The following is a 20815-nucleotide window of genomic DNA, read 5'->3' as shown; positions in this document are numbered from 1 at the left end:
TATTTTCAAATGTATGTACGAACTGAATGTAAGATACACTTTTTATCGACCTTTTTCGTGTAAACTAAAACGAAAACCCCCTATCCAATGTTTATAAAACTGTAGGATTTAAAATAAAAAATGAGGCTGTTCAACAGCCCCTTTGTTCGTAAATGATAGTCCATTGATTCCATTTTGGTGGCGGCGCTTTTCGCGGGCACTCCCTAACCGTATCCGACCCGCAGACTCGTCTACAGGATCTTCGGATCGTGCTGTTCCCGCTGGAGTCGCCGCCACATTCCTTTTCATCAATTTAAAGACAGATCGGACAGTCCCCTAAACTAAGCAGATTACCCTTGATTTGTTTCCTCCTATTTGTGTACATTCACTTTCGAACGTCATGACAATCGATTCGAATAAAAAATGTTTTGGTTCCCATATAAGTCGACACCGATCATGTTTTCGTAATCTTCCACATAGCCGTAATTTTCCTTTGGTTCACCCATTCTGTCGTGAACTTCGTCGAATTCTCCAAAAACGATTGGGGTTTCACTTGTCCCCCATTGGGCAACTTCTTGCCATGAATAATCGACATCAAAGGAAACGTCTTTCAAATCGGCTCCGAACGGACGGAATTGTTGATTATTTGCCTTTTCTTCAAATTCCGTTTCGTTCAAACTATGCACCTTACAACGGGTTGCTGTCGGTAAAGCCATCAGTCGCTCGATAGGAATGGATTTCCCACATACTTCACACGTTCCATAACTCCCATGATCGATGGCCGCTAAAGCCCGTTGAACGTTTTGCAAATGTTTTTGTTCGTGTATGAAAAGGGCATAATTCTTTTCCCTTTCAAACAGTTCCGTTCCTTCGTCAGCAGGATGATTGTCGTAACTGGATAATTCACCGACGGATTCATGGGGATGGCTTTTTTTAAAATCGAAGGAATCATTATGTTCCATCCGCTTTAGTAAAGAAGCCATTTCTTCAAGCAAAATGGCTCGAAACATTTCTTTCTCACTGCTTGATATCGGACTCATAAAGCAAAACTCCCCCTTCCCATCGTATAGTTGTAGTATGTTCAGAGCTTTTTCAATCATAATTGGCATTTTGAGGGGGATCGATTTTTGAGTTTCCTTTTTTTCCCGGGAAAGCGCAAGGATTGATGATTTTCGCCAACATTCTCAACTTTTTCAACAAACTTCGTATTGGATTCCTATCATTTATTACAATTAACCGATCTCATGGAAGGTGATTTCCGGAAAACTACCGAAGCGAATGTTCACAGCCGTTTGGCCGAGCCCTTCGCTAATGTAAAAGGGTTTTCCTTCCTGAAAATGCAATCCTTTGATCACGTTTTTTCGAGGAAGTTTTCCCATTTTCCTTAAATGATATGGTTTTGGCCAATAAATTTGTCCTCCGTGGAAATGGCCGCTTAACAAATAATCATAAGGGTATGGATCCATATCCAAAATAATATTCGGATCGTGGGTTAACACTAAACGATAACCTGGAGAAACCTTTTCAAAGGACTTTTCTAAATTGCTCCGCCTCGTGCTATAATCATCAATTCCAATAATATTGAACGTTTGGCTCCCCTTTCGAATGGATATAGATTCGTTTTGCAATGTGATACAACCGTATTGATGAAACAAATCTTTCATATCATGAAAGTGATTCCGTTTTAATACATAATCGTGATTTCCAAAGACGACGTATATTCCGTAACGGGCGTTGATTCCTTGTAGCACTTCTAAGTAAGGAATTAACTTCGGAATCGTCCGTTTTTTATCTAAAAAATCCCCGGTAAGGGCGATGAGATCGAAAGACTCGTTGTTGATCATTGTATGTAGTTGCTCAGGTGAAATGGAACATTTCTCCAAATGGAGATCCGACAATTGCAACACGGAAAGTTTAAAATCATTAGATTTTATCGGGACCTTTACTTTTTGAACGGATAATCGTTTTGTATTTTTTAAATATCCTATACGAACTCCCCTAATTGTAAATATCGCTATAATACCGAAAATAACGAAATGCATAAGATCAACTCCTACAAAAAGTATAAAAAATATTTTGTTCATTCCAAAGAGGGAGTTGGTGGAAACGAAACATGAATTTGGCTCCTACACGCCTTTTCAACAAAAGAAACCCAAATTACCCGAAAACTCCCTTACATTCATAGAAGGTCATTTGAAAAAATAAAAAAGAAGGGAAATCCTTTCAAAACTAATTTACGGATGGTGATGAAATGAAAAAGATGATGAAACGATTCAATATGGAAAAAATGAAAAGGACATTAATGAAACGAAAAAGAAACGAGCGAAAAAAATTTTGGCTTTCCCTTCTTGGAATTGGATTGGCCGGAAGCGCGACCATGTTAATGTCGAGAAACAATGAAAATAAAATAATGAAACGGATGAAACAAATGCTCAATATGAATATGCAAGGTCTCAATGATTTAATCAATTAACACCATAGTAAAATGGGCATCCAAATTTGTTCCCTTATTTGGATGCCTTTTTTCTATTTGTTGTCTTTGATCAACCTATGGTAAAATTTTTAAAAAGAACAAGTAGGAAGTGATTCGTGTGAAAAAACGATATGAAATCGCCACCTTTGCCGGGGGGTGTTTTTGGTGTATGGTAAAACCCTTTGATCAATGGGACGGTGTAATACAGGTCGTTTCCGGTTATTGCGGTGGACATGTGGAAAATCCAAGCTATGAACAGGTGAAAACAGGCACAACAGGTCATTACGAAGCCGTTCAAATTACCTTTGATCCGGAAATTTTATCTTATAAGGAGATATTAAATATATATTGGCAACAAATCGATCCGACAGATGACGGAGGGCAGTTCCACGATCGAGGAAGTCAATATCGAACAGCGATTTTTTATCATTCGGAAGAACAAAAACGACTTGCCGAGGAATCGAAAAAGCAACTCGAAAAAAACGGTCGGTTCACAAAGCCAATCGTAACGCGCATTTTGCCAGCAAAACCCTTTTATCCTGCTGAAGAGGAACATCAACATTTTTATAAAAAAAATCCAAAAATGTATATGGAAGATCGATCAAAATCAGGGCGGGATAAATTTATTCAACAATATTGGAAGTCGAAATAACGAATTTTTTTTTAAAAATTGTATTGAATCCGTGACGAAATAACCATCCCATGTTATATTTTATTGAGTAACTTATTTGTTTTGTAATCGTTTCAAAACTTGGAAAAAACAAAAAAAGAGTGATGGGCATGGTATTTTTTCTGTATTTTTTCATATTTCTTTCCTTTATGGACTTTTTTGCACAATTACCCATTATGAGTACTTATGCATTACATCTCGGGGCTAGTTATATGTTAAGCGGTTTGATCGTCGGTGCCTATTCCTTTTCCAACATGTTCAGTAACATCGTCTCCGGTCAATTTGTCGACCGACTTGGTCCTAAAAAAGTATTAACATTTGGTTTTTTGTTAAACGGAATGATATTGATTTTATACTCTGTTGTTCATACGCCGACTATGTTACTTTGGACGCGTTTAGCCCATGGAATTAGTGCTGGATTGTTAGTCCCTGCAGCTTTTACTTTTATATCCATTATGAATCAGGGGAATAAAAAAGGGAAAGCGATGGCTTTATCTGGCGCTGCAGTCGGTATTGCAGCCATTGTAGGGCCAGCTTTCGGAGGTGCCGTTACAAAGCTGATCGGTGCTGAGTGGGTTTTTCGAATCATCGGTATTGGAATGATTGTATCCAGTCTGTTCAGCAGTTTTATTTTACCGAATCGTAAAAAAGAACGTCTTACAAATGCCCGGTCAAATGTATTTCAGGACTATATAATTTTGTTTAAAAAGCGCGGATTAGTTTTCGCTTATGTAGGGGCTTTGTCATTAATGTTTTCTCAAGGGATTCTCGCTTATATGTTGCCGATAAAAGTGGAAAATCTCCATCTAGGCAGTCATATTAGCGGAATGTTGATGAGTGTTTTCGGAATCGTAGCCATCCTTTTATTCCTTTTACCGACAAATAAAATATTTGATCGATATAAAAATGAATATTTAATGATTTTCGGCATGGCATTGATTGCCTTAGCACAAATCAGTTTAAGTTTTGCTTCCAATCTAAATTTGTTATTTTTCATCATGGGATGTTACGGTGCAGGTTTTGCGATGCTGTTTCCATCGATCAGCGCTCTTATTTCCCTTCACTCTGCTTCCGATGAACGGGGAAAAGCTTACGGATTATTTTACGGATTCTTTTCTTTAGGTAGTTTTGCCGGTTCATCATTAACGGGAGCCTTTTCCATGACCCCTGCTGAAGGGTTTCGAACGGCTGCCTTCCTTTTATTGGTCGTCAGTATTTCCATCATCCTCTTTCTAAAGCGAAAAAGTCAGGAAAAAATATGAATCGGATTAGAAATCGAATGAAAAATCGAGTAGGGGGGCAACTACCCCCGTCCGCTCACACCACCGTACGTACCGTGCAATATACAGCGGTTAAGCAAATAACGTCTCTGTAGACTTTTTAGCCCTTGGTTAATCCAATAGGAGTTTCCAAGGGTTTTGTGTATTATGGGACTTTTTGTAATTCGTCAAAAGCCTTAACGACTGTTTCCCCATTCGTAAACTTTCCATTTAGGAGCACCTAGTTTTATGAGGTTACGAATCTTGGGTCTTTGGCTCCTTCCAGTTTTTCCAAAAACACATTCGAAGTTTTCGCAGAATGATCAAATTGGGTTGTCAATAGTTGGACGCATGGAATGTGGAAGTTCTTTGCAAGACCTTCGATGATCGGACAGTCCCAATTTTTTACAATTTATTCTGAAAATACGATCGACCATTCCGATTTTTTTTCTAACATTTTTCGTGCCATTTCCTTTGCTCCATTTAAGTCATGACTTGCTGCCCACCCACATTGAATTTCGTTTTCAGCCGGAACTTCCTTTGCTTGTAAAATATCTTCCAATGTCTTTTCCAAAACGTGTAAAAATCGGTCGTAATCTCCATCGTTGATTACAGAAATATAAAAACCTGTTTGACAACCCATTGGACTTACATCAAAAATGGATTCATGATGATTTCGGATCAATTCGGCCATTAAATGTTCTAGGGAATGAACGGTTGGCATTTCCATATGCTCCTTGTTCGGCTGACAAAATCGAACGTCATATTTATATATTTTGTCCCCCCTCTTCCCTTCTGTTACTGTGACAAGACGGACGTATGGAGCCTTTACTTTCCTATGATCGAGATTAAAACTTTCTACGTTCATTTTTTTCATTGAAACCAACCTCCATTTTTTTCGTATCATAAAACGATTCCTTATTTTTGTAAAGGGATTGAATGAAATAACCCGTTCGTTTCCTCATTCTTCTTCCTTTATCATATTTTATAAACAGAATTCAATACAACCACTTATATTTACTATGTTTACCCAAGATAATCTTTAAATTGGGCTTGGGAGTAGCATTTAAATAATAAATATCTCTATACTAAAAAATATGGTTTCGACAATTCGATGAAAAAATCCGAACCAAGTATAAAGAAACAGAGATACAAGTGAGACTAAAGAACAATGCTTTTTTCCTTTAGATTACTAAGTAAATCCAATGAATGTAAAAAATAAAATCTTTATACTGAAAGAGTGATATCTTCCACCCCAACATGTTTCACAGTTGCTCATTTGTGAGCGAAACCCAAAATACTATACATATTTATGCAACTGAATGATATGGGGAGTGGATGAAATTCTTGTTGTAAGGCTATTCGATGGCGAGTAAAAATGTTTTTTAATCATGATAGTGGATACACCAATTTTTTCAGGAGGAGAACGGAAATGAAAAAACAGTTTCGAATTGGAGAAATAGCTAAAATGTTTTCCATTCCACAGTCTACATTGCGTTATTATGATGAAATTGGGTTATTTAAACCGAAATATATTGATCCAGAAAATAACTACCGTTTCTACACGACCGATCAGTTTGTTCATCTCGATACAATTATCTTTTTAAGAAAGATTGGTTTTACGATTCAACAGATCCAATTCCATATGAAAGAGAGAAATGTAGAAAACACATATCAATTATTTCAAGAAAAGCTTGATGATGTAAGAAAAGAAATGCAGTTAATAGAAATGGCTGCCAAAAAAATTGAACATAAATTGAAGGTTTTAGAACAAGGTATGAAACTAACAAAGGAGAAAAACATCGTATTTAAAACATATCCGAAACGTCAAGTTATTTTTTTATATAAAGATGAACCGCTTGACTTAAATAATACTTATTTTGAAGATGTGTTTATGCAGGAAATACATAAAGGAGCTTCTCCTCATTTAAATGAAGGAATATTTACAGGTGACATCGGTTTAATTGTCGATTCCAAAAGTCTTTATCAAGACGGGCCAGTTTTGTATAAAGGAATTTTTAAATTAATATATGATCAACATTCAGAAAGAAATATAGCCTATATACCAGAAGGATTATACGCTTGTTATCCTCATCAAGGTCCTTATGAACAAATACGGAATAGTTATCAATATTTTTTAAACGAATTAGTGAACTTAGGCTATAAACAAATTGGTGATCCGATTGAAATTGGAATAATCGACGAATCAGTAGTGGAAAATCCCGAGCAATATTTAACAGTGATTGAAATACCTATAAAGAAAATATCTTATTGACTTTCAAGTTACTTGAAGGTATATACTCCCTCTTGTAAGGTATGGGGAGGAATAAAAATGGAACACAGTATTCAAAATAGGCTTACAAATCAATCGGTAAAAAAAGTGTTTTTTCAATATTTATTTCCGACCATTGTTGGCATGATATTTATGTCAATCAATATTGTAATTGATGGTATATTTGTCGGAAATGGGATTGGTTCAATTGCATTAGCAAGTGTAAATATAGCCGTCCCAGTCTTTTCAATTATTTTAGCTATTTCCCTTTGGATTGGAACTGGCGGTGGAGCTTTATATTCAATGGCACTTGGAGAAAATAACAAACAATTCGCCAGAAAAATATTTTCATTCTCTATAGTGATCATTATCCTTATCACATTGATTATTGGATTCGTTTGTTTTTTCAATGTTGAAAATCTTTCATATGCATTAGGAGCGAATGAAGATACGATTAAATATGTGATCGATTATCTTTCGGTATTGCTGTTGTTCGGTGTGTTTATGGCAATTGAAAATGCATTAAGCGTTTTTGTACGTAATGATGGAAATCCCCAGTTAGCAATGGTTAGTTTGATCGTAACAGCACTAGCTAATATCCTATTAAATTATTTGATGATCTATATCCTTCAATTAGAAGTTAAAGGAGCAGCCATTGCTACTGTTTCATCTGGAGGAATTGGAATGGTAGTGCTCCTCACTCATTTTTTCAAAAAAGATCGTACATTGAAATTTATTCCATTTCAATGGTCATTAAATATGATTAATCGCATTATTTCAATCGGTTTTCCAAGTTTTTTAGCGGAAGCGGGAATGTTAGTTTTCGTAATTGGCTATAACCTAATGGCTGTAAAGCTTGCCGGAACAAACGGTGTCGCTGCATTTTCAGTGATCAATTATTTACATTCTTTCATATTCCTTGCATTTATCGGCATTGGTTCATCGATTCAACCAATGATTAGTTACTACTACGGAGCAAAACTAATCGAACGAATTCAAGAAACGATAAAAATTGCCGAAAAAATGTCTTTTTTATTAGGGGTACTTGTTTTCGTACTTGGCTTTGTTGCAACGAATGTCCTCGTTTCGTTATTCGGTATTTCTTCTACTGAAATAAAAACATTAGCAACTGAAGGTTTAAGGTTGTTTTTTACCAGTTACCTTTTTATGGGAATTAACTTTACTTACACGACGTACTTTCAATCGATTGGGCAAATTAAACCTGCAGTTGGAATTATTATTATGCGTCAGTTTATTCTTTTGATCGTAGCTCTATGGATTTTACCGCAATTGATTGGCGTACATGGAATATGGCTATCTGTACCTGTTGTAGAAATGCTCGTAGTAATTTTTTTAATGGCATTCAGGGGGAAAATATTCGAAGGTTTAAAAAAACTTAGGCGGCACAACTAACACAATGGCTAATTGTGCCCATTCTATTTACTTTCGATTTTTTTCAAATATGTATTTAGATCTTGTTTAAATCTTCTTTGTTTTGTGTGTTCACCCACACGTCGCTCCCACTTTTTTGCTTCACTTAATGAAATCATTGTTTCAAGGGCGATTTGTTTCTGCGGGAGGATACCATCATCATATCGGCTTTAATATTTGGATTAGGGAAGGTGCCAAATAACCTACAGAAAATAGTTTGGGTATGAAGTTTTATACGATTCAATTTCCCAATTCTCAATCTTTAGATCAAGTACTACAAACATTAGAGGAAGAACAAATCACATTTAAGTCTTTCCAAAATGGATATCTAGTAAAAGACCCGTCAGGTAATGGAATTGTTCTCAAAATAAAAAAGCAAACTTGAATTGCTTAAACCTTTCTAATAGTGGGAAATGCTTTTTTCTCCAAATATATATTCATATATTTTGGAGATTTTTTGTGAAAAAGTAATGGTTCGTACGATTTCCAGTAAATTCATTTCTCCATCCACTTTTGTATCGTAGGCATTTCTTCAACATAGAAACTTGGTTTACCGTTGCGGGCTCCCTATTCGATTAAATAGGAAGTACTACCTTAATCAACGCCACTAGTGGATGTGGAATTGGTAGATGAGTTTACTAGTTATCTATTTTTTATTGTTAGCTCATACCTTCCTTAAACACATCCCTTTTAAGATTTTTTCAATAGCCAACCAATGAAAAATCCTGCCAAGCCAATCGCATAAGAAATAATAATCGATAAAAAAACTAGACCACTATCTGATGGAAATGTTAAGAAATAATTAATCCCATAAACGGGTCCAGCATATAGAATGGCAACGGGGATCCCTATAGTTTCAGCACTTGTGGAGTAACTAAGGATAATTAAAAAAGTCCTATTCCCCAATAAATGGATGATAACTTTAAGAAAAATACATCTTTCTTTCTCCCCATCCAAAATCCGTATATCAACCATGAGAATAGAAAAACGATGGATGCAATCGCTTGATTTAAGCTAGGAATACCTCCTTTTGCATATGAACCAAAATTAATGATGCTAAAAATAGAAGCAACGGCTAATATTAATAGAATTTGTCCGATCTGTTCAACGATATTGGACTTTACGTGTTGAAACGCCTGAGATATACATTTCTACCATAGAAGCAAGCAGAGCCTGCTCGTTTCTTTGATAGCGTTCAAAAAGAGTAGGCGAAAATTTGCCATCACGGGTTCTAGGAACTTTAAGTTCCAATGTGCCGATACGTGTCGTAAAGCCTCTTTCATAATAACCATTCCGTTGACTGATGCGAGTACCAGTGCGTTCATACTCATTGGCTTGAATATATTGTGTTCTTTGTTCTTCCATCAATAGATTGAAGACAGTAGTTAAAATATGTTTAGAGATTTCATATTTAACAGAATTTTCAATTAGTCTTTATATTTCAGACGCTTTCAATGTAAAATGTAGGTAGATCATCTTGATCTGCCTCCAGGTATTGGTTTTTGTGGTTAAAAACATTGTACCTTGAAGGCGATCAGATGGCCTATTCTTTTTACACAATTATATGGGCTTTATTTCAAAATATGAAATATTCTAAATACTATAAGTTATAAGATTTTGGATCTGTTAAGCTTTCACAGGTTCAATACTAGTTATTGCAATTTTGTTGAAACGGATCTCGTCCTGTTATCTTAATTTTTCTTAGTTTTACAGTTAGCGGTTCAAATATAGTAGTAATTTCCGATTCAGAATCTATAACTTTAACTCCTTCTTCCATTCATTGTTTTGCAGCTTCAAACAGATAAGTTCTCAGCTTGTTCTTTAGTAATGATCAACTTCATTTACAAGATAGTCTAATTCTTCTTATATCAGATTTTCCGATTCTTCCGACCTATTTCATCTTTCTTTCCAATAGTTAATATTTCCTGTTTTACATGTATTTCCTGTAATTATATTGACAATTAACCCTATATATGGTAATCGATAAATACAGGGGCATGTAAAAAATTGCCGTCTCTTCATCATTTTCTGTGGTTGACACATAATCCTAGTAATAAGTTAGCGAGAGTGTATCACTGAGCAGGTAATGTCCTTTTTCAGCTTGCTGACTACTGGGTTGGTAGACTAGGAGCGGTCAATGCTTTCCTTGAATTGCATAAAGGAATCATTTGATATTGTAATAAATGGACTTGAAACGTTTCAATAATCTATATGAATCAAGATGTAAACGTATGTAACTTTAAACGTATGAGGAAAAGTAACAACTGTCAGAATAATTCCACTTAGTAATATAATCAAAAGGGTCCTTAATGTATTTGGTTTTTCTTGTAGCTCTTTGAACATTTTATAAGGTTCGACAATTGTTTTAAAATAAGACCCTAATAAGGATATTTTGGTGTTAAAGCATTATTGAAATCTAAAAGACGGGTTGCTCCTTTACTTATTGTAAGTATTATCTTTGTAGCAAACTTGACATTAAAAACAATTCCATTGATTATGACAAGTTTCCTATAAATTAAGGAGAGTAGTTATTATGAAAAAAAGAATGCTCATATTTTTATTGGTCACGGCGTTTTTTACAGTTTCGGTTATTGTGGTTGAGTTAAGTATCCGTTCAGCTGTTTTATCGCCATTTATTCTTCTCGATTCAAAAAAAAATGTAGGAGTCCAGAAGCTTTTAACTGGCTATTCCATATACCAAGGGGACTATCTTTTAGATATTGAAAATACTGAAGAAGACTCTACCAAACGTCCGCTCGCTTTTCATATTGGACCTATTGATTATCAATTTACCAAAGTCAATACAGAAAACATTATATTACCTGCTGGAGAAGAGTTGACGGTTATGACGAGAAGAGGGGTTGAACCGTCTTTTAGTAAGGAAGTGATGATTCAGTCTAGTAAAAGGAAATTTTTTTTTAATGAATATACAATACGTGCTGCAAAAAATGATGGATCATTCTCCATCCAATTGAAGACGGAGTTTAGTAAAACTCTTACTTTTTTGATATATGGTTGTTCATTTTTATTGCCTTTTCTTTTGGCATTGTTTATTAACAAGGTTCTTCCATGGCGCAATCTTTTTACATTGTTTGTTCCGTTTATCTTAGCTGGAATCCTTCCATTGATATTAAACTATCATTTTTCGATGGGTTACGCACTACTTTTAACAAAATCATACATTTGGAGCATTTTGTTATGTATCTTTCTCCCGACGTTTTTATCAGTTTCATTGACAACTGCTATATACCAATGGACGATAAAAAGTGATGAGGATATTGAAGGAGAGTCTGAAATGGAGGAATCAGATTTCCTTGAATTTTCAAAAAGAGAAATAGTCATAATTTTTGTACTCACAATAGGAGGTCTTGCTTACTTTTTCTCATTTTTCCTTTTCCCACTATCCCTATATGTAAAAATTGTGGACAAATGGTATTTATTTGCTGCTTGGTATTTATCGTTAACCCTTATTATAATGCTAGTTTATACTGTAATACATCGTTTCATGGGGAACTATGAAAATGTGGGATACACCGAGCAATTTTACTCTTTGAAAAAAACGATAGAAGCTGCATGTAGTATAAACGTTAACCTATTTACGAAGAAAGAGTCCGAGAATGAGACGAATGCTTGGGTGTATAGTACTCCTTTTGCATCTAAAAAAAGCATTAACATTTACATGACAGAAGGTTTGATAAAAAAATTTACTTTAGATGAGGTAAAGGCAGTGTTATTTCACGAAATTGGACATATCAAACGAAAGCATGGTCGTTGGGTACTGTTTATTACTTTTGGAGTAGCGACGCTTATTAGTTTGCTGATGTTCTTTACTAGAAAAATTATGCTAGGATTTGGATGGGGACAGTATATCCTTATTTTTCTAGTTAGTATAATCGCTTTAATAGGGCTCACAGAATGGCTTCCGAATAAAATTAGTAAAATGTTTGAACACCAAGCAGATGAATTTGCTGTAAGGCAATTGGGGAATAAGGAGTTATATATTCAAACATTAATGAAGTTAGAGCGAATCAGTGAAAAAGAGAATGACGAGTTTGACTTCAAAAGGAAAGAGTGGAAAGAAACTCATCCATCCCTCAAAAAAAGAATTAACTTTATCAAGGACTTGGTATGAACGTGAAAAATATATTTCGACTTAAGACGTTTGGTATGGCATTTTTAGAAAGAAATCGAGATGTTTTTTTACTTTCACTTTTAATTGTTTTAATAAGTTTTTTTGGACCAATGATTTATTTGCAGTTAACTGATGGAATATATAGATAATATACTGATAGAAGAAAATTGGGGAAACTATGCAAAATCGCATAAAAAAAAACCGAATGAATTCGGTTTTTTTAACATCTCCGGAGACTCAACCATCATCTGCCATTTTTTCACGAATTTTCGGGGATTTCACTTTGCCAACTGGCAGACTTTGTGTTTGTTCCGCCAATTTAGGTTGTGCAATATTTACACCCTTTGTTTTCGACTCATCTTTACGCTTTTTCCGATCCTTTTCATTACCGGCCCTTTATCATCGTCCCGATTCAATATTTATTGTTTCCGAAACGCTCCTTTTCCATTTGAATGTCAAGGTTATCCAATAAGTAAAGAGTTGGTTTCTTCACAAGTAAATCGAAACTATTTCTTTGGCTTTTGCCACATTCCGGATGAAAAGTTATTTACGTGATTTGAAGAAAAAAGCTTATGTTTTTCGTTACCGAATACGGAACGAACACGCTGGTTGAGCCTCCGGAAATGTTAATTTTTTCTTTTCATCTTTATTTTACCATGAAAAAAGGGTTGTAACCGCTTTCTTTGTGTCAATTTTATGTCATTTCTTTACTTTTGGAATTTCTAAAATTTTCCTCCCTAGTATTCAATCTGTTCCATTGCCCTTTGTGACACTAGTTATATTGACATTATTTCCATTAAATCGAATCGATGAGTCCTTTTGTTTTCTATATGATCTTATCATCTTGCTAAAACGTTGCCCATTTCGTTTTTAGTGGGAGTTCTCTTATTTCGGCAGCTATCATCCAAATTGAAAAAGTTCATCGGTGATAAAGGGGCATACAAAAAGTATAGCCCCTTGATTCAAAAATCTAGCACTATCTGATTTTATAAACGAATCATTAAGATTGTTCAAATTGGTCATGTAAAAATATTTTACCGAAGACTAGTAGAAATTTCCCTTTTCAAAGGAATCTTTTATTTATCGATCAATCTATAGTTTGAATTCTTTCGAAGAAACGATTTGAACGCCTGATTTTTCGAACTGTTGAAAGGCCTTTTCCGTCGATTGTTCATAGCCTGGAATTGAACTCATACAATCTTCGAGGACAACAATTTTCAATCGGGGAATTTCATTTTGCTCAAAAAATTCGATCAATTGGGCGAGTGATTCCAATACGCAATGGGACTTTGCCTCTCCTGCAACAATAATTTGATCGAAGGTAGCTATTTCGTTTAACAAGGCAGTATTCGTATCTTCCTCCTTACTATATTCAGGGCGGAAAATTCCGTACATTTCTGTCGTTGGATGCGTACCTTTAACAATCCGTTTTACTTCCGTTTTCCGAACGATCGAATGGAAATAAATGATGTTAGCAAACTGACTTTCTAAGCCTACCCCATACGTCCCTTCAATACAATGATAAGGCCAAATACAAAGCTGTTTTTTCCCGATTCGTTCCAATTGGATGACATAATCAATACTTTCATCGGGAAATGCCTGCGGGATCCATTTCCCATTTTTCACATCCTCTGCAGTTATGATCGTAAATGGTTCGGGTAAATTTCCCTTTTCGTCCCTCCACCAATCCGCATGAAAAATTTGCATCGGTTGATGGGTGTCGAGGGACACAGCAATTTTGGTAATTTTATCGATGTTTTGGTAAATAAATTTTGTTAAATTTTTCACATCTTCCTTTGACCCGGGTACTGCTAAAGAGCCACCCTCTATAAAATCATTTTGAATATCGATGCCGAGTAATAAAACTTTTTTTTCATCTTCTTTCGCTGGAGGAATATGTTCTTGACTAGCCAGGGGCAAAATATCGTTTAAATGCCGGCTACTTTTTTTTCCGATTTCATCCACCTGTACGATCTCTTCATATTTCGTTTTCAACATTGAAACCACTCCCTTTTTCCCTTTCTTTATTTCCAATTTTATCATAATCAAGAAATTTACGACGTGTTTTTGGAACATTCCACAATTTATACGTATAACGGATAAATAAAAAGATACCGCCCTTTCTTTTACGAAATCGGCGGTGTTTTTACCCGATCTTCCACAATTTTCGGATCATCATCCGATTCAATCGAATTGATTGGTAAAGATATATAAAAAGTCGAACCTTTTCCGAATTCACTTTCCACCCACACTTCTCCCCCATGGTTCGTAATAATTTCTTTCGTTACAGCAAGACCGATTCCGTGTCCTTTTTTGGAATTGGTAAAAAATCGGTCAAAAACATATGGCAAATCTTCACGATTTATTCCCTGACCTGTGTCTTGAACGGAGATGATCAAAACCTCATCTTTCATGAAGGCATTGAGTCTAATCTCTCCTTCCTTTGTATGTTGAATCGCATTGGAAATTAAATTTGAAAAAACTTGTTCCATTCGTTTCACATCGATATAGATCGTAGGATTTTCCTTCAATATTTGCGGATTAACCTTTTTTCGAAAACCTAACCCTTGATTCGTCACGTCTATTCGGAATTTTTCATATATTCGCTGACAACATTCAAGGGAGCCGATTGGTTCATAATGAAAAGGAATTCTCCCTGTTTGTAATTTTGCCAGGTCGAACAAATCTTGAATTAAACGGTACATCTCCTCCAGACGGTCGATACTTTTTTGTAAGTAAATTTTTTCCTTTTCCCGATCCTCCACATAGCCGTCTAAAATGGCATAAATGTATCCTTGAATAGCCGATAAGGGGGATTTTAAATCGTGGGAAATATTTGAAAATAATTCCTTTTGTAACTGCTCGGTTTTTGCTAATTCATTATTTTTCCGCTCCAATTGGCGATTCATTTCCGCCAGTTCTTTCGTCCGTTCTTTTACCGTTTTCTCGAGATTTTCATATAATTGAACATTGATGTAAAAAATTGCCGCTTGAGAAGAAAGGGTGTTTAACAACGTTACATGCTTTAAAAACTGTACATTTGCTGATAAGTTATTTTCCAAATACAAGATTCCAAACAAACTCCCACTTAAAATAATCGGTAGGCATAAGAGGGATTTCGTTCCATTTTGTACAATGTACGGATCCTTTGAAAATAAGTCACTTTTTCCAGCATCATCCAAATATACTTCCGATTGACTAGTTGATACATAATGAACTACTGACATCGGTAACCTATTCGATTGGAGCGGTTGTCCTTCTTTAAATACATCAATTCCTTCGTGGATTTTTCCAGAAACTTTGACGAATCCTTTTTCACGATGGAAGATGATTAAATAGCCTAAATCTGCCCCAGCAATTTTTAAAATAATTTCCATATATTTTTTTAATAATTGATCAATCGTTCTTTCCTTTGATAAAGTTTCAGTCGCTTGAATCATCGTTTTCAAATCAAAAGATGCATTCATCTCAGAGGTAGAAAAGGGTTTAAAGGAAAAGTTTGGATATAATTTGACCAGTTGATCAGCTTTCGCATGAGCTCCCCACATTCGAAAACTTTTTTCTGCCTCCCTTAAATACATTTCAGCAAGACTGTCCATTCCCCTTTCATAAAAATATTCTCCAATCCATTCATTGATTGCTGCTTGATCTTGAACAAATCCCCGTTCAGCCGCAAATTGAATAGCTCTTTGAATATAATAAACACCTTCTTTTTCCTTTCCTTGAAGTAGTTGTAAACAACCGAATACCGATAAGTATTGGTGTTCATAATTATTTGGAGAATGACTTGCCCATAATTTTAATTTTTTTAAATGGTTTTGAACATCCCTTTGCCAATGATTTTCTTTTTCTCCCTTTCTCCATAACTTTAATTTTAATAAGGAAGCATAAAATGTATAGGCTGGAATTACGACGACTGTTAGTTGATCGTTCACCATTTTCTCCATTTCTTTCATTATTTTCAAACTGAGAGCCATCTCACCCATCAAATACAATGCTTTTAAACGAATTGTATAGTACATAATGATGACCACATTATCATTCTTTTCTTTCGGCGGCATGTCCCAATGGACCGTTTGATCTTCATGGGAGAGAACTTCAATCCAATGTAAAACTTCCGAAAAAAATTCATTGGCAAGGGAGTAATCGATTTTTTTTGTGAAATCTAATTGTTGGAATACTTTCTTTTTAAGTTGGGATAAATTCGTTCCGATTAAAAAATACGTTATGATGATAAATGAACTGGATGATCCCGCAACGGTTAAATTCCCAGACTCAAGGGAGAGGGATTGACTTCGTTCCAAATAGCGAATATTTTCCTCCAACGAACCTTGCCAATGATTAACAAAACAACCGAATACAAAATAAACTCTCCCAAGGTAATTCGGATTGCCGTATTTTTCTGCATGTTTAATGGCTAGTTTTCCAAATTCATAACTTCCCTTGTAATCTTTAAATCCCGCACTTAATATTAATGCATAGTTGTTATATACGAGGGATGTTGCCTCTGTATTTCCATGTTTTAATGTTAAACGAACAGCCCGTAACATTAAAAACGTGGCCAATTGTTGATTAACAAAAAATGACGGTGTGTTTAATAAAATATACGTTTGAAGAAGAAACGTTTTTTCTTCCGTATCCATTTCTGATAATGATAACAGTTTTCCTGTCTTTTTCCTCCATAATAAAATTTTTATCATGAGAAATTCCAAAGCTAATTTCCCTTTGCTTACTTGACTTGGTATTCGTTGACGATAAAGTTTTAGTCCTTTCAATCCCCTTTCCAACGCCTCATCAAAACGATTGATATAATTAAATAAATTCATTTGCATAATATAAATTTTCAATTTTTCCAGTGGTGTTTTTGCACGATCAATCCCTTCGCTAAATAACGATTGGGCTCGTTTGTAATTTCCGTTTAAAAATTCACTTTCACCGGTTAAAATGGTCAGTTCGTAAGCAATATGGTGATGCTTTTCCCACTTTTCTTCGGGTAAAAGACGTAATGCTTCATTGTAATACTTTAACGCTGGCTCAAAAGCACCACTTTTTTGTAATCTTTTTCCGGCTGCCATATTCCAAAGACTTAAGTGAAATTTATCCTGTTCTGATAATAATGTTTGACTAAAATTCAAATGATTGACCATTTCCAAAAATCGGGATCCATTATCCATATCCATTGAACCGATCGATCGTAACCAATTTCCAATTCGAAAATGGGTCTCTTCCTTTTCTCGTTTCTCCATTTTCGAATACACGGCTTGTTGAATGCGGTCGTGGGAAAAACGATATCGAATAACCGGTAACGGCTCATCCTTTTGTATATAAATTTTTGTATAATCCGTATCCAGCGGAATGACAAATCCATTTTCCAACGCTTTCCAAAGCTGTTTAGAAATGTCCATCGGATTGATTTCCGTAATATTCACGAGATCTTGTAATGAAAATCGATTGCCGAAACAGGAAGCCAGTTCCAACAATTCAATGGTCTCTTTCGGTAGTTGATCAATCTTTTTTAATATAAAGGAAACGATATGTTCATCAATGGTCAGTTCGTTTACTTTATGAAAATGAATCTCCCAACTTTTCCCTTTTTTACCAGTTGATATAAAGCCATCATCATATAATGAATATAGAACTTGACGAATAAACAAAGGGTTTCCTTCCGTTAAAGGATAAATAAAATTCGCTAAAATTTCCCCTTCTTCCTCTCGACATCGAAGGGTTTTTTGGATTAACTGTTTTGTATGGCTTAAAGACAAGGGAGAAAGGATAAGATTGACTAGTCTCCGTCGATGATTGGTCAAGCGGTTCAAGAAATAATGTAACGGATGACCCGTATTTACTTCTTTATCACGATAGGCACCGATTACAAATACATAAGGAGATTTGTCCGATGCAAATACGTATTCAAGCAAATCTAAAGAGGCCCGATCCGCCCATTGCAAATCATCGAGAAATAAAACGATCGGACGAACGTTTTCAGCAATCACATTTAAAAATGTTAAAAAAGTAATTTGAAAACGTCGTTGTTCTTCAATTGAAGAAAATTCCCGAACCTTTTTCACTTTTCCCGTTAACCATTGTAATTCAGGGATCAATCCCGTTAAAATTGGAAGATTTTCTCCAAGGGATTCGGTCAACGTCTTTCTCCAAAATTGAATACTTTTTTCTCCCTCTGCCGTCAAATGCTTAATTAATTGGGAAAAGGCTTGGACGATTGGGCGGTACGGATCTTGCCTTTGGAGTAAATCATACTTTCCTTCAATGAATATACCCCCTGCTTTAACGAACTCCCCATATAGCTCATGAATTAACGCCGTTTTACCGATTCCAGGTTCCCCACTGACGAACATTATTTCCGAATGCCCTTGTTTCACCCGTTGAACGGTTTCCTTAATCGTATTTATTTCTTCACACCGACCGTATAACGAATAGGGAATTTCAAAAAACTGGGAATGATCATTCGTTCCAAGGGGAAATGTCTCATCCATCAGTCCATCGTACAAAAGTCGCTTGCATTGTTCCAAATCATGTTTTAAGCCGAGGGAACTTTGATATCGATTTTCAGGTTCTTTCTCTAAACATTTCATGATGATATTTGAAATCACTGAAGGAATCATTGGTCTGAGGTTCTTAGGAGGTTTTAGAGGTCTAGCTAAATGAGCATAGATGATTTCATTTGTATCTCCTTCTCCAAAAGGAGTTTGACCGGTGAACAGCTCATACATGATACATCCTAAACTATATAAATCTGAGCGGTGATCGATCGGTCGATTGATTTTTCCAGTTTGCTCAGGTGAAAGATAGGAGATAAAATGATCGTCAATTTTTTCCCTTTCAGCCTCTGTTCCACCTCGAATCAATCTCGTTGCCTGTTCAAATCCAGTTAATAATACCTGCCTATTTTTTTTATTAATCAAAATGTTATCAGGCTGAAGATAATTATGAATAAACCGTTGTTCGTGAACGATGGATAATAATATAGCCAGTTCAATCGAAATTTGAAGGGCAGTTAATAGATCGATAGTTTCCCTTTTTATATAATCCGTTAATGTCATGATCGGTTGTTCATCATAAAGGACCAAAGGAACCGAGTCTTCAAGTTCGGCAGTTTTATAAGACAAAAACCCTTGGTGCTTCATTTTTTGCTCCGTATAAAATCCATGTAAAAAGGGACGCCGGTTCGAATACCGTTTTGCCATTTTAATTAAAACGTAATTTTTCTCTTTTCGATGAATACTCCGATACAAAATTCCATATCGATTTTCTCCGACGGTTTCTAAAATTTGATAATGATGTATTTTTGCCACTGTATCACCTCTGAAAAGTTTAAATAAACTTTAAGTTAAGTTAAAAGGGAATTTAGTTTATTGTTCTATATTTAGTCATAAGAGCAGGGAGGGATTTTATGAATAAAAGGACTTACACGAAAACGAACGTTAAAACGTTGGAAAAATTAGGATCATTAGACATGGAATGGGTTCGATTAATTAAAGAAGCAAAGGAAATAGGACTAACGATCGATGACGTAAAAACATTTTTTCATAGTGAATCGAAATCCCTTATTAAGGAGTAAATTTGTAGCCAATGCCACGGACGGTTTTGATATATCGGGGGTGATTTGGGTCGGGTTCGATTTTTTTCCGAATATTACTAATATGCACCATGACTGTTCGATAGTCACTCGTTCCAAATTCCCCCCATATTTGGTGAAATAATTGTTCCGTACTAAAAACCCGATTTGGATGTTTCGCTAAAAAAAGTAATAATTGGAATTCCTTTGCAGGTAAACTTAATTCGCCATGTTCCGTTTGGACGGTGCAACTTTCCTCATTAATAATCAAGTTCGGAAATTCAATCATTCGTTTTTCCTCAGCTATCCCTAAGGATTTTTCTCCATTTAGGCGGCTTCTCCGTAGATGGGCTTTCACCTTCGCTATGAGTAATGCCGGGTTATAGGGCTTTGTCATATAATCGTCTCCACCGATTCCAAGGGCTAGAATTTTATCCAAATCATCTCCTCGAGCACTTAAAAATAATATAGGAACATCCATAATTCTTCGGATCATTGAACAAACTTCATATCCATCGATCCCAGGTAGCATCACATCTAAAATAATGATATCCGGTTTGTATTCACGAATAATGTTTAATGCATCCTCCCCACTTGTAACAGTCGAAACTTGGTAACCTTCCCTTTCCGCATACAATTCGATAATTTCCCGATTGTCCAGATCATCTTCGACAAGTAAAATTTTTTCATTTGCCATCTTTCACACCCTCATTAATTCTGATATACCCAAAATATCAGTAATAAAAATACCCCATTCTAAACCGTTCCTTTGCGTTTGAATGTCGAATATTGCTTCATACCGAGAAATGAAAAAGCATTTTTTCATAACTTCTCCCTACACAAAAATCCTTGAGTGCACGTAAGCTTTCAAATTTGATATAGTATTAATTCAATAAAAGGGAGCGGTTTTCCTTCTTTATAAATGGAAACAACTTGTCAAAAACTGTCACAATCCCAAATAAAATCGAAAAATCCATCGAATTATTTCAAAAATTGAAAAATAGGCGACACTTTTAATATAAA

The 20815-nt window shown here is 35.4% G+C and carries 13 protein-coding genes and 2 pseudogenes; 7 read left to right on the top strand and 8 right to left on the bottom strand.

All coding sequences use genetic code 11. From position 1 onward, the window contains the following. Positions 1 to 377: 377 nt before the first annotated feature. Both OE105_RS04175 and OE105_RS04170 read right to left on the bottom strand, forming a co-directional pair. Entirely contained in the window at positions 378 to 1019 is a 642-nt protein-coding gene (locus OE105_RS04175) for a TraR/DksA C4-type zinc finger protein (protein ID WP_275421483.1), read from the bottom strand. 192 nt (positions 1020 to 1211) lie between these two features. After that, complete coding sequence (locus OE105_RS04170) at positions 1212 to 2021, bottom strand: metallophosphoesterase (RefSeq protein ID WP_275421482.1); 810 nt, start codon at positions 2019 to 2021, stop codon at positions 1212 to 1214. 209 nt (positions 2022 to 2230) lie between these two features. Here OE105_RS04170 and OE105_RS04165 point away from each other — a divergent pair, with 209 nt between their 5' ends. From OE105_RS04165 to OE105_RS04155, 3 genes are all read left to right on the top strand, one after another. Next, positions 2231 to 2452 carry a hypothetical protein gene (locus tag OE105_RS04165; RefSeq protein WP_275421481.1) on the top strand — a complete coding sequence of 74 codons (222 nt, stop codon included), beginning with the start codon at positions 2231 to 2233 and terminating at the stop codon, positions 2450 to 2452. 169 nt (positions 2453 to 2621) lie between these two features. Beyond that, complete coding sequence (gene msrA / locus OE105_RS04160) at positions 2622 to 3104, top strand: peptide-methionine (S)-S-oxide reductase MsrA (RefSeq protein ID WP_420842585.1); 483 nt, start codon at positions 2622 to 2624, stop codon at positions 3102 to 3104. Between the two features lie 122 nt (positions 3105 to 3226). Continuing rightward, complete coding sequence (locus OE105_RS04155; RefSeq protein ID WP_338030924.1) at positions 3227 to 4384, top strand: MFS transporter; 1158 nt, start codon at positions 3227 to 3229, stop codon at positions 4382 to 4384. Between the two features lie 41 nt (positions 4385 to 4425). Here OE105_RS04155 and OE105_RS04150 read toward each other — a convergent pair. Both OE105_RS04150 and OE105_RS04145 read right to left on the bottom strand, forming a co-directional pair. Further along, positions 4426 to 4702 (bottom strand): annotated as a pseudogene (locus tag OE105_RS04150) (hypothetical protein); the annotation flags it as partial. 91 nt (positions 4703 to 4793) lie between these two features. Next, positions 4794 to 5258: an S-ribosylhomocysteine lyase gene (locus tag OE105_RS04145; RefSeq protein WP_275421479.1), complete on the bottom strand. Its 465-nt coding sequence runs from the start codon at positions 5256 to 5258 to the stop codon at positions 4794 to 4796. Positions 5259 to 5813: 555 nt separating this feature from the next. Between OE105_RS04145 and OE105_RS04140 the strand changes: the two genes are divergently transcribed. Continuing rightward, entirely contained in the window at positions 5814 to 6656 is an 843-nt protein-coding gene (locus tag OE105_RS04140; protein WP_275421477.1) for a MerR family transcriptional regulator, read from the top strand. A gap of 57 nt (positions 6657 to 6713) precedes the next feature. Continuing rightward, positions 6714 to 8066 carry an MATE family efflux transporter gene (locus OE105_RS04135; protein ID WP_275421476.1) on the top strand — a complete coding sequence of 451 codons (1353 nt, stop codon included), beginning with the start codon at positions 6714 to 6716 and terminating at the stop codon, positions 8064 to 8066. Between the two features lie 1134 nt (positions 8067 to 9200). On the opposite strand, the pseudogene OE105_RS04130 reads toward OE105_RS04135, so the two are convergent. Next, positions 9201 to 9512: pseudogene (locus OE105_RS04130) on the bottom strand (transposase); the annotation flags it as partial. A gap of 1105 nt (positions 9513 to 10617) precedes the next feature. On the opposite strand from OE105_RS04130, the gene OE105_RS04125 reads away from it, so the two are divergent. After that, positions 10618 to 12216 (top strand): M48 family metallopeptidase, encoded by a 1599-nt coding sequence (locus tag OE105_RS04125; RefSeq protein WP_275421475.1) that lies wholly within the window; start codon positions 10618 to 10620, stop codon positions 12214 to 12216. A 1092-nt stretch (positions 12217 to 13308) separates the two neighbouring features. On the opposite strand, the gene OE105_RS04120 is transcribed toward OE105_RS04125, so the two are convergent. Together OE105_RS04120 and OE105_RS04115 are read right to left on the bottom strand one after the other, a co-directional pair. Continuing rightward, entirely contained in the window at positions 13309 to 14214 is a 906-nt protein-coding gene (locus OE105_RS04120; RefSeq protein WP_275421474.1) for a cysteine hydrolase family protein, read from the bottom strand. Between the two features lie 128 nt (positions 14215 to 14342). Further along, positions 14343 to 19529: a sensor histidine kinase gene (locus OE105_RS04115; protein ID WP_275421473.1), complete on the bottom strand. Its 5187-nt coding sequence runs from the start codon at positions 19527 to 19529 to the stop codon at positions 14343 to 14345. A 98-nt stretch (positions 19530 to 19627) separates the two neighbouring features. On the opposite strand from OE105_RS04115, the gene OE105_RS04110 reads away from it, so the two are divergent. Then, complete coding sequence (locus OE105_RS04110) at positions 19628 to 19795, top strand: anti-repressor SinI family protein (protein ID WP_275421472.1); 168 nt, start codon at positions 19628 to 19630, stop codon at positions 19793 to 19795. Here the strand turns inward: OE105_RS04110 and OE105_RS04105 are convergent. Continuing rightward, the gene (locus OE105_RS04105) at positions 19785 to 20489 is read right to left on the bottom strand and encodes a response regulator transcription factor (protein WP_275421471.1); all 705 of its coding nucleotides are present in this window, start codon (positions 20487 to 20489) and stop codon (positions 19785 to 19787) included. The genes OE105_RS04110 and OE105_RS04105 overlap by 11 nt on opposite strands. Positions 20490 to 20815: the final 326 nt, after the last annotated feature.

This window comes from Fervidibacillus halotolerans (assembly GCF_026547205.1).
Classification (GTDB): Bacteria; Bacillota; Bacilli; order Bacillales; family Caldibacillaceae; genus Fervidibacillus; species Fervidibacillus halotolerans.
This window is presented reverse-complemented; position numbering and strand designations above follow the sequence as displayed.

Bases quoted from the DNA above. Each gene is read 5' to 3' on its own strand.
- OE105_RS04175 (WP_275421483.1), bottom strand. From the start codon at position 1,019: ATGAGTCCGATATCAAGCAGTGAGAAAGAAATGTTTCGAGCCATTTTG.
- OE105_RS04170 (WP_275421482.1), bottom strand. From the start codon at position 2,021: ATGCATTTCGTTATTTTCGGTATTATAGCGATATTTACAATTAGGGGA.
- OE105_RS04165 (WP_275421481.1), top strand. From the start codon at position 2,231: ATGAAAAAGATGATGAAACGATTCAATATGGAAAAAATGAAAAGGACA.
- msrA (WP_420842585.1), top strand. From the start codon at position 2,622: ATGGTAAAACCCTTTGATCAATGGGACGGTGTAATACAGGTCGTTTCC.
- OE105_RS04155 (WP_338030924.1), top strand. From the start codon at position 3,227: ATGGGCATGGTATTTTTTCTGTATTTTTTCATATTTCTTTCCTTTATG.
- OE105_RS04145 (WP_275421479.1), bottom strand. From the start codon at position 5,258: ATGAAAAAAATGAACGTAGAAAGTTTTAATCTCGATCATAGGAAAGTA.
- OE105_RS04140 (WP_275421477.1), top strand. From the start codon at position 5,814: ATGAAAAAACAGTTTCGAATTGGAGAAATAGCTAAAATGTTTTCCATT.
- OE105_RS04135 (WP_275421476.1), top strand. From the start codon at position 6,714: ATGGAACACAGTATTCAAAATAGGCTTACAAATCAATCGGTAAAAAAA.
- OE105_RS04125 (WP_275421475.1), top strand. From the start codon at position 10,618: ATGAAAAAAAGAATGCTCATATTTTTATTGGTCACGGCGTTTTTTACA.
- OE105_RS04120 (WP_275421474.1), bottom strand. From the start codon at position 14,214: ATGTTGAAAACGAAATATGAAGAGATCGTACAGGTGGATGAAATCGGA.
- OE105_RS04110 (WP_275421472.1), top strand. From the start codon at position 19,628: ATGAATAAAAGGACTTACACGAAAACGAACGTTAAAACGTTGGAAAAA.
- OE105_RS04105 (WP_275421471.1), bottom strand. From the start codon at position 20,489: ATGGCAAATGAAAAAATTTTACTTGTCGAAGATGATCTGGACAATCGG.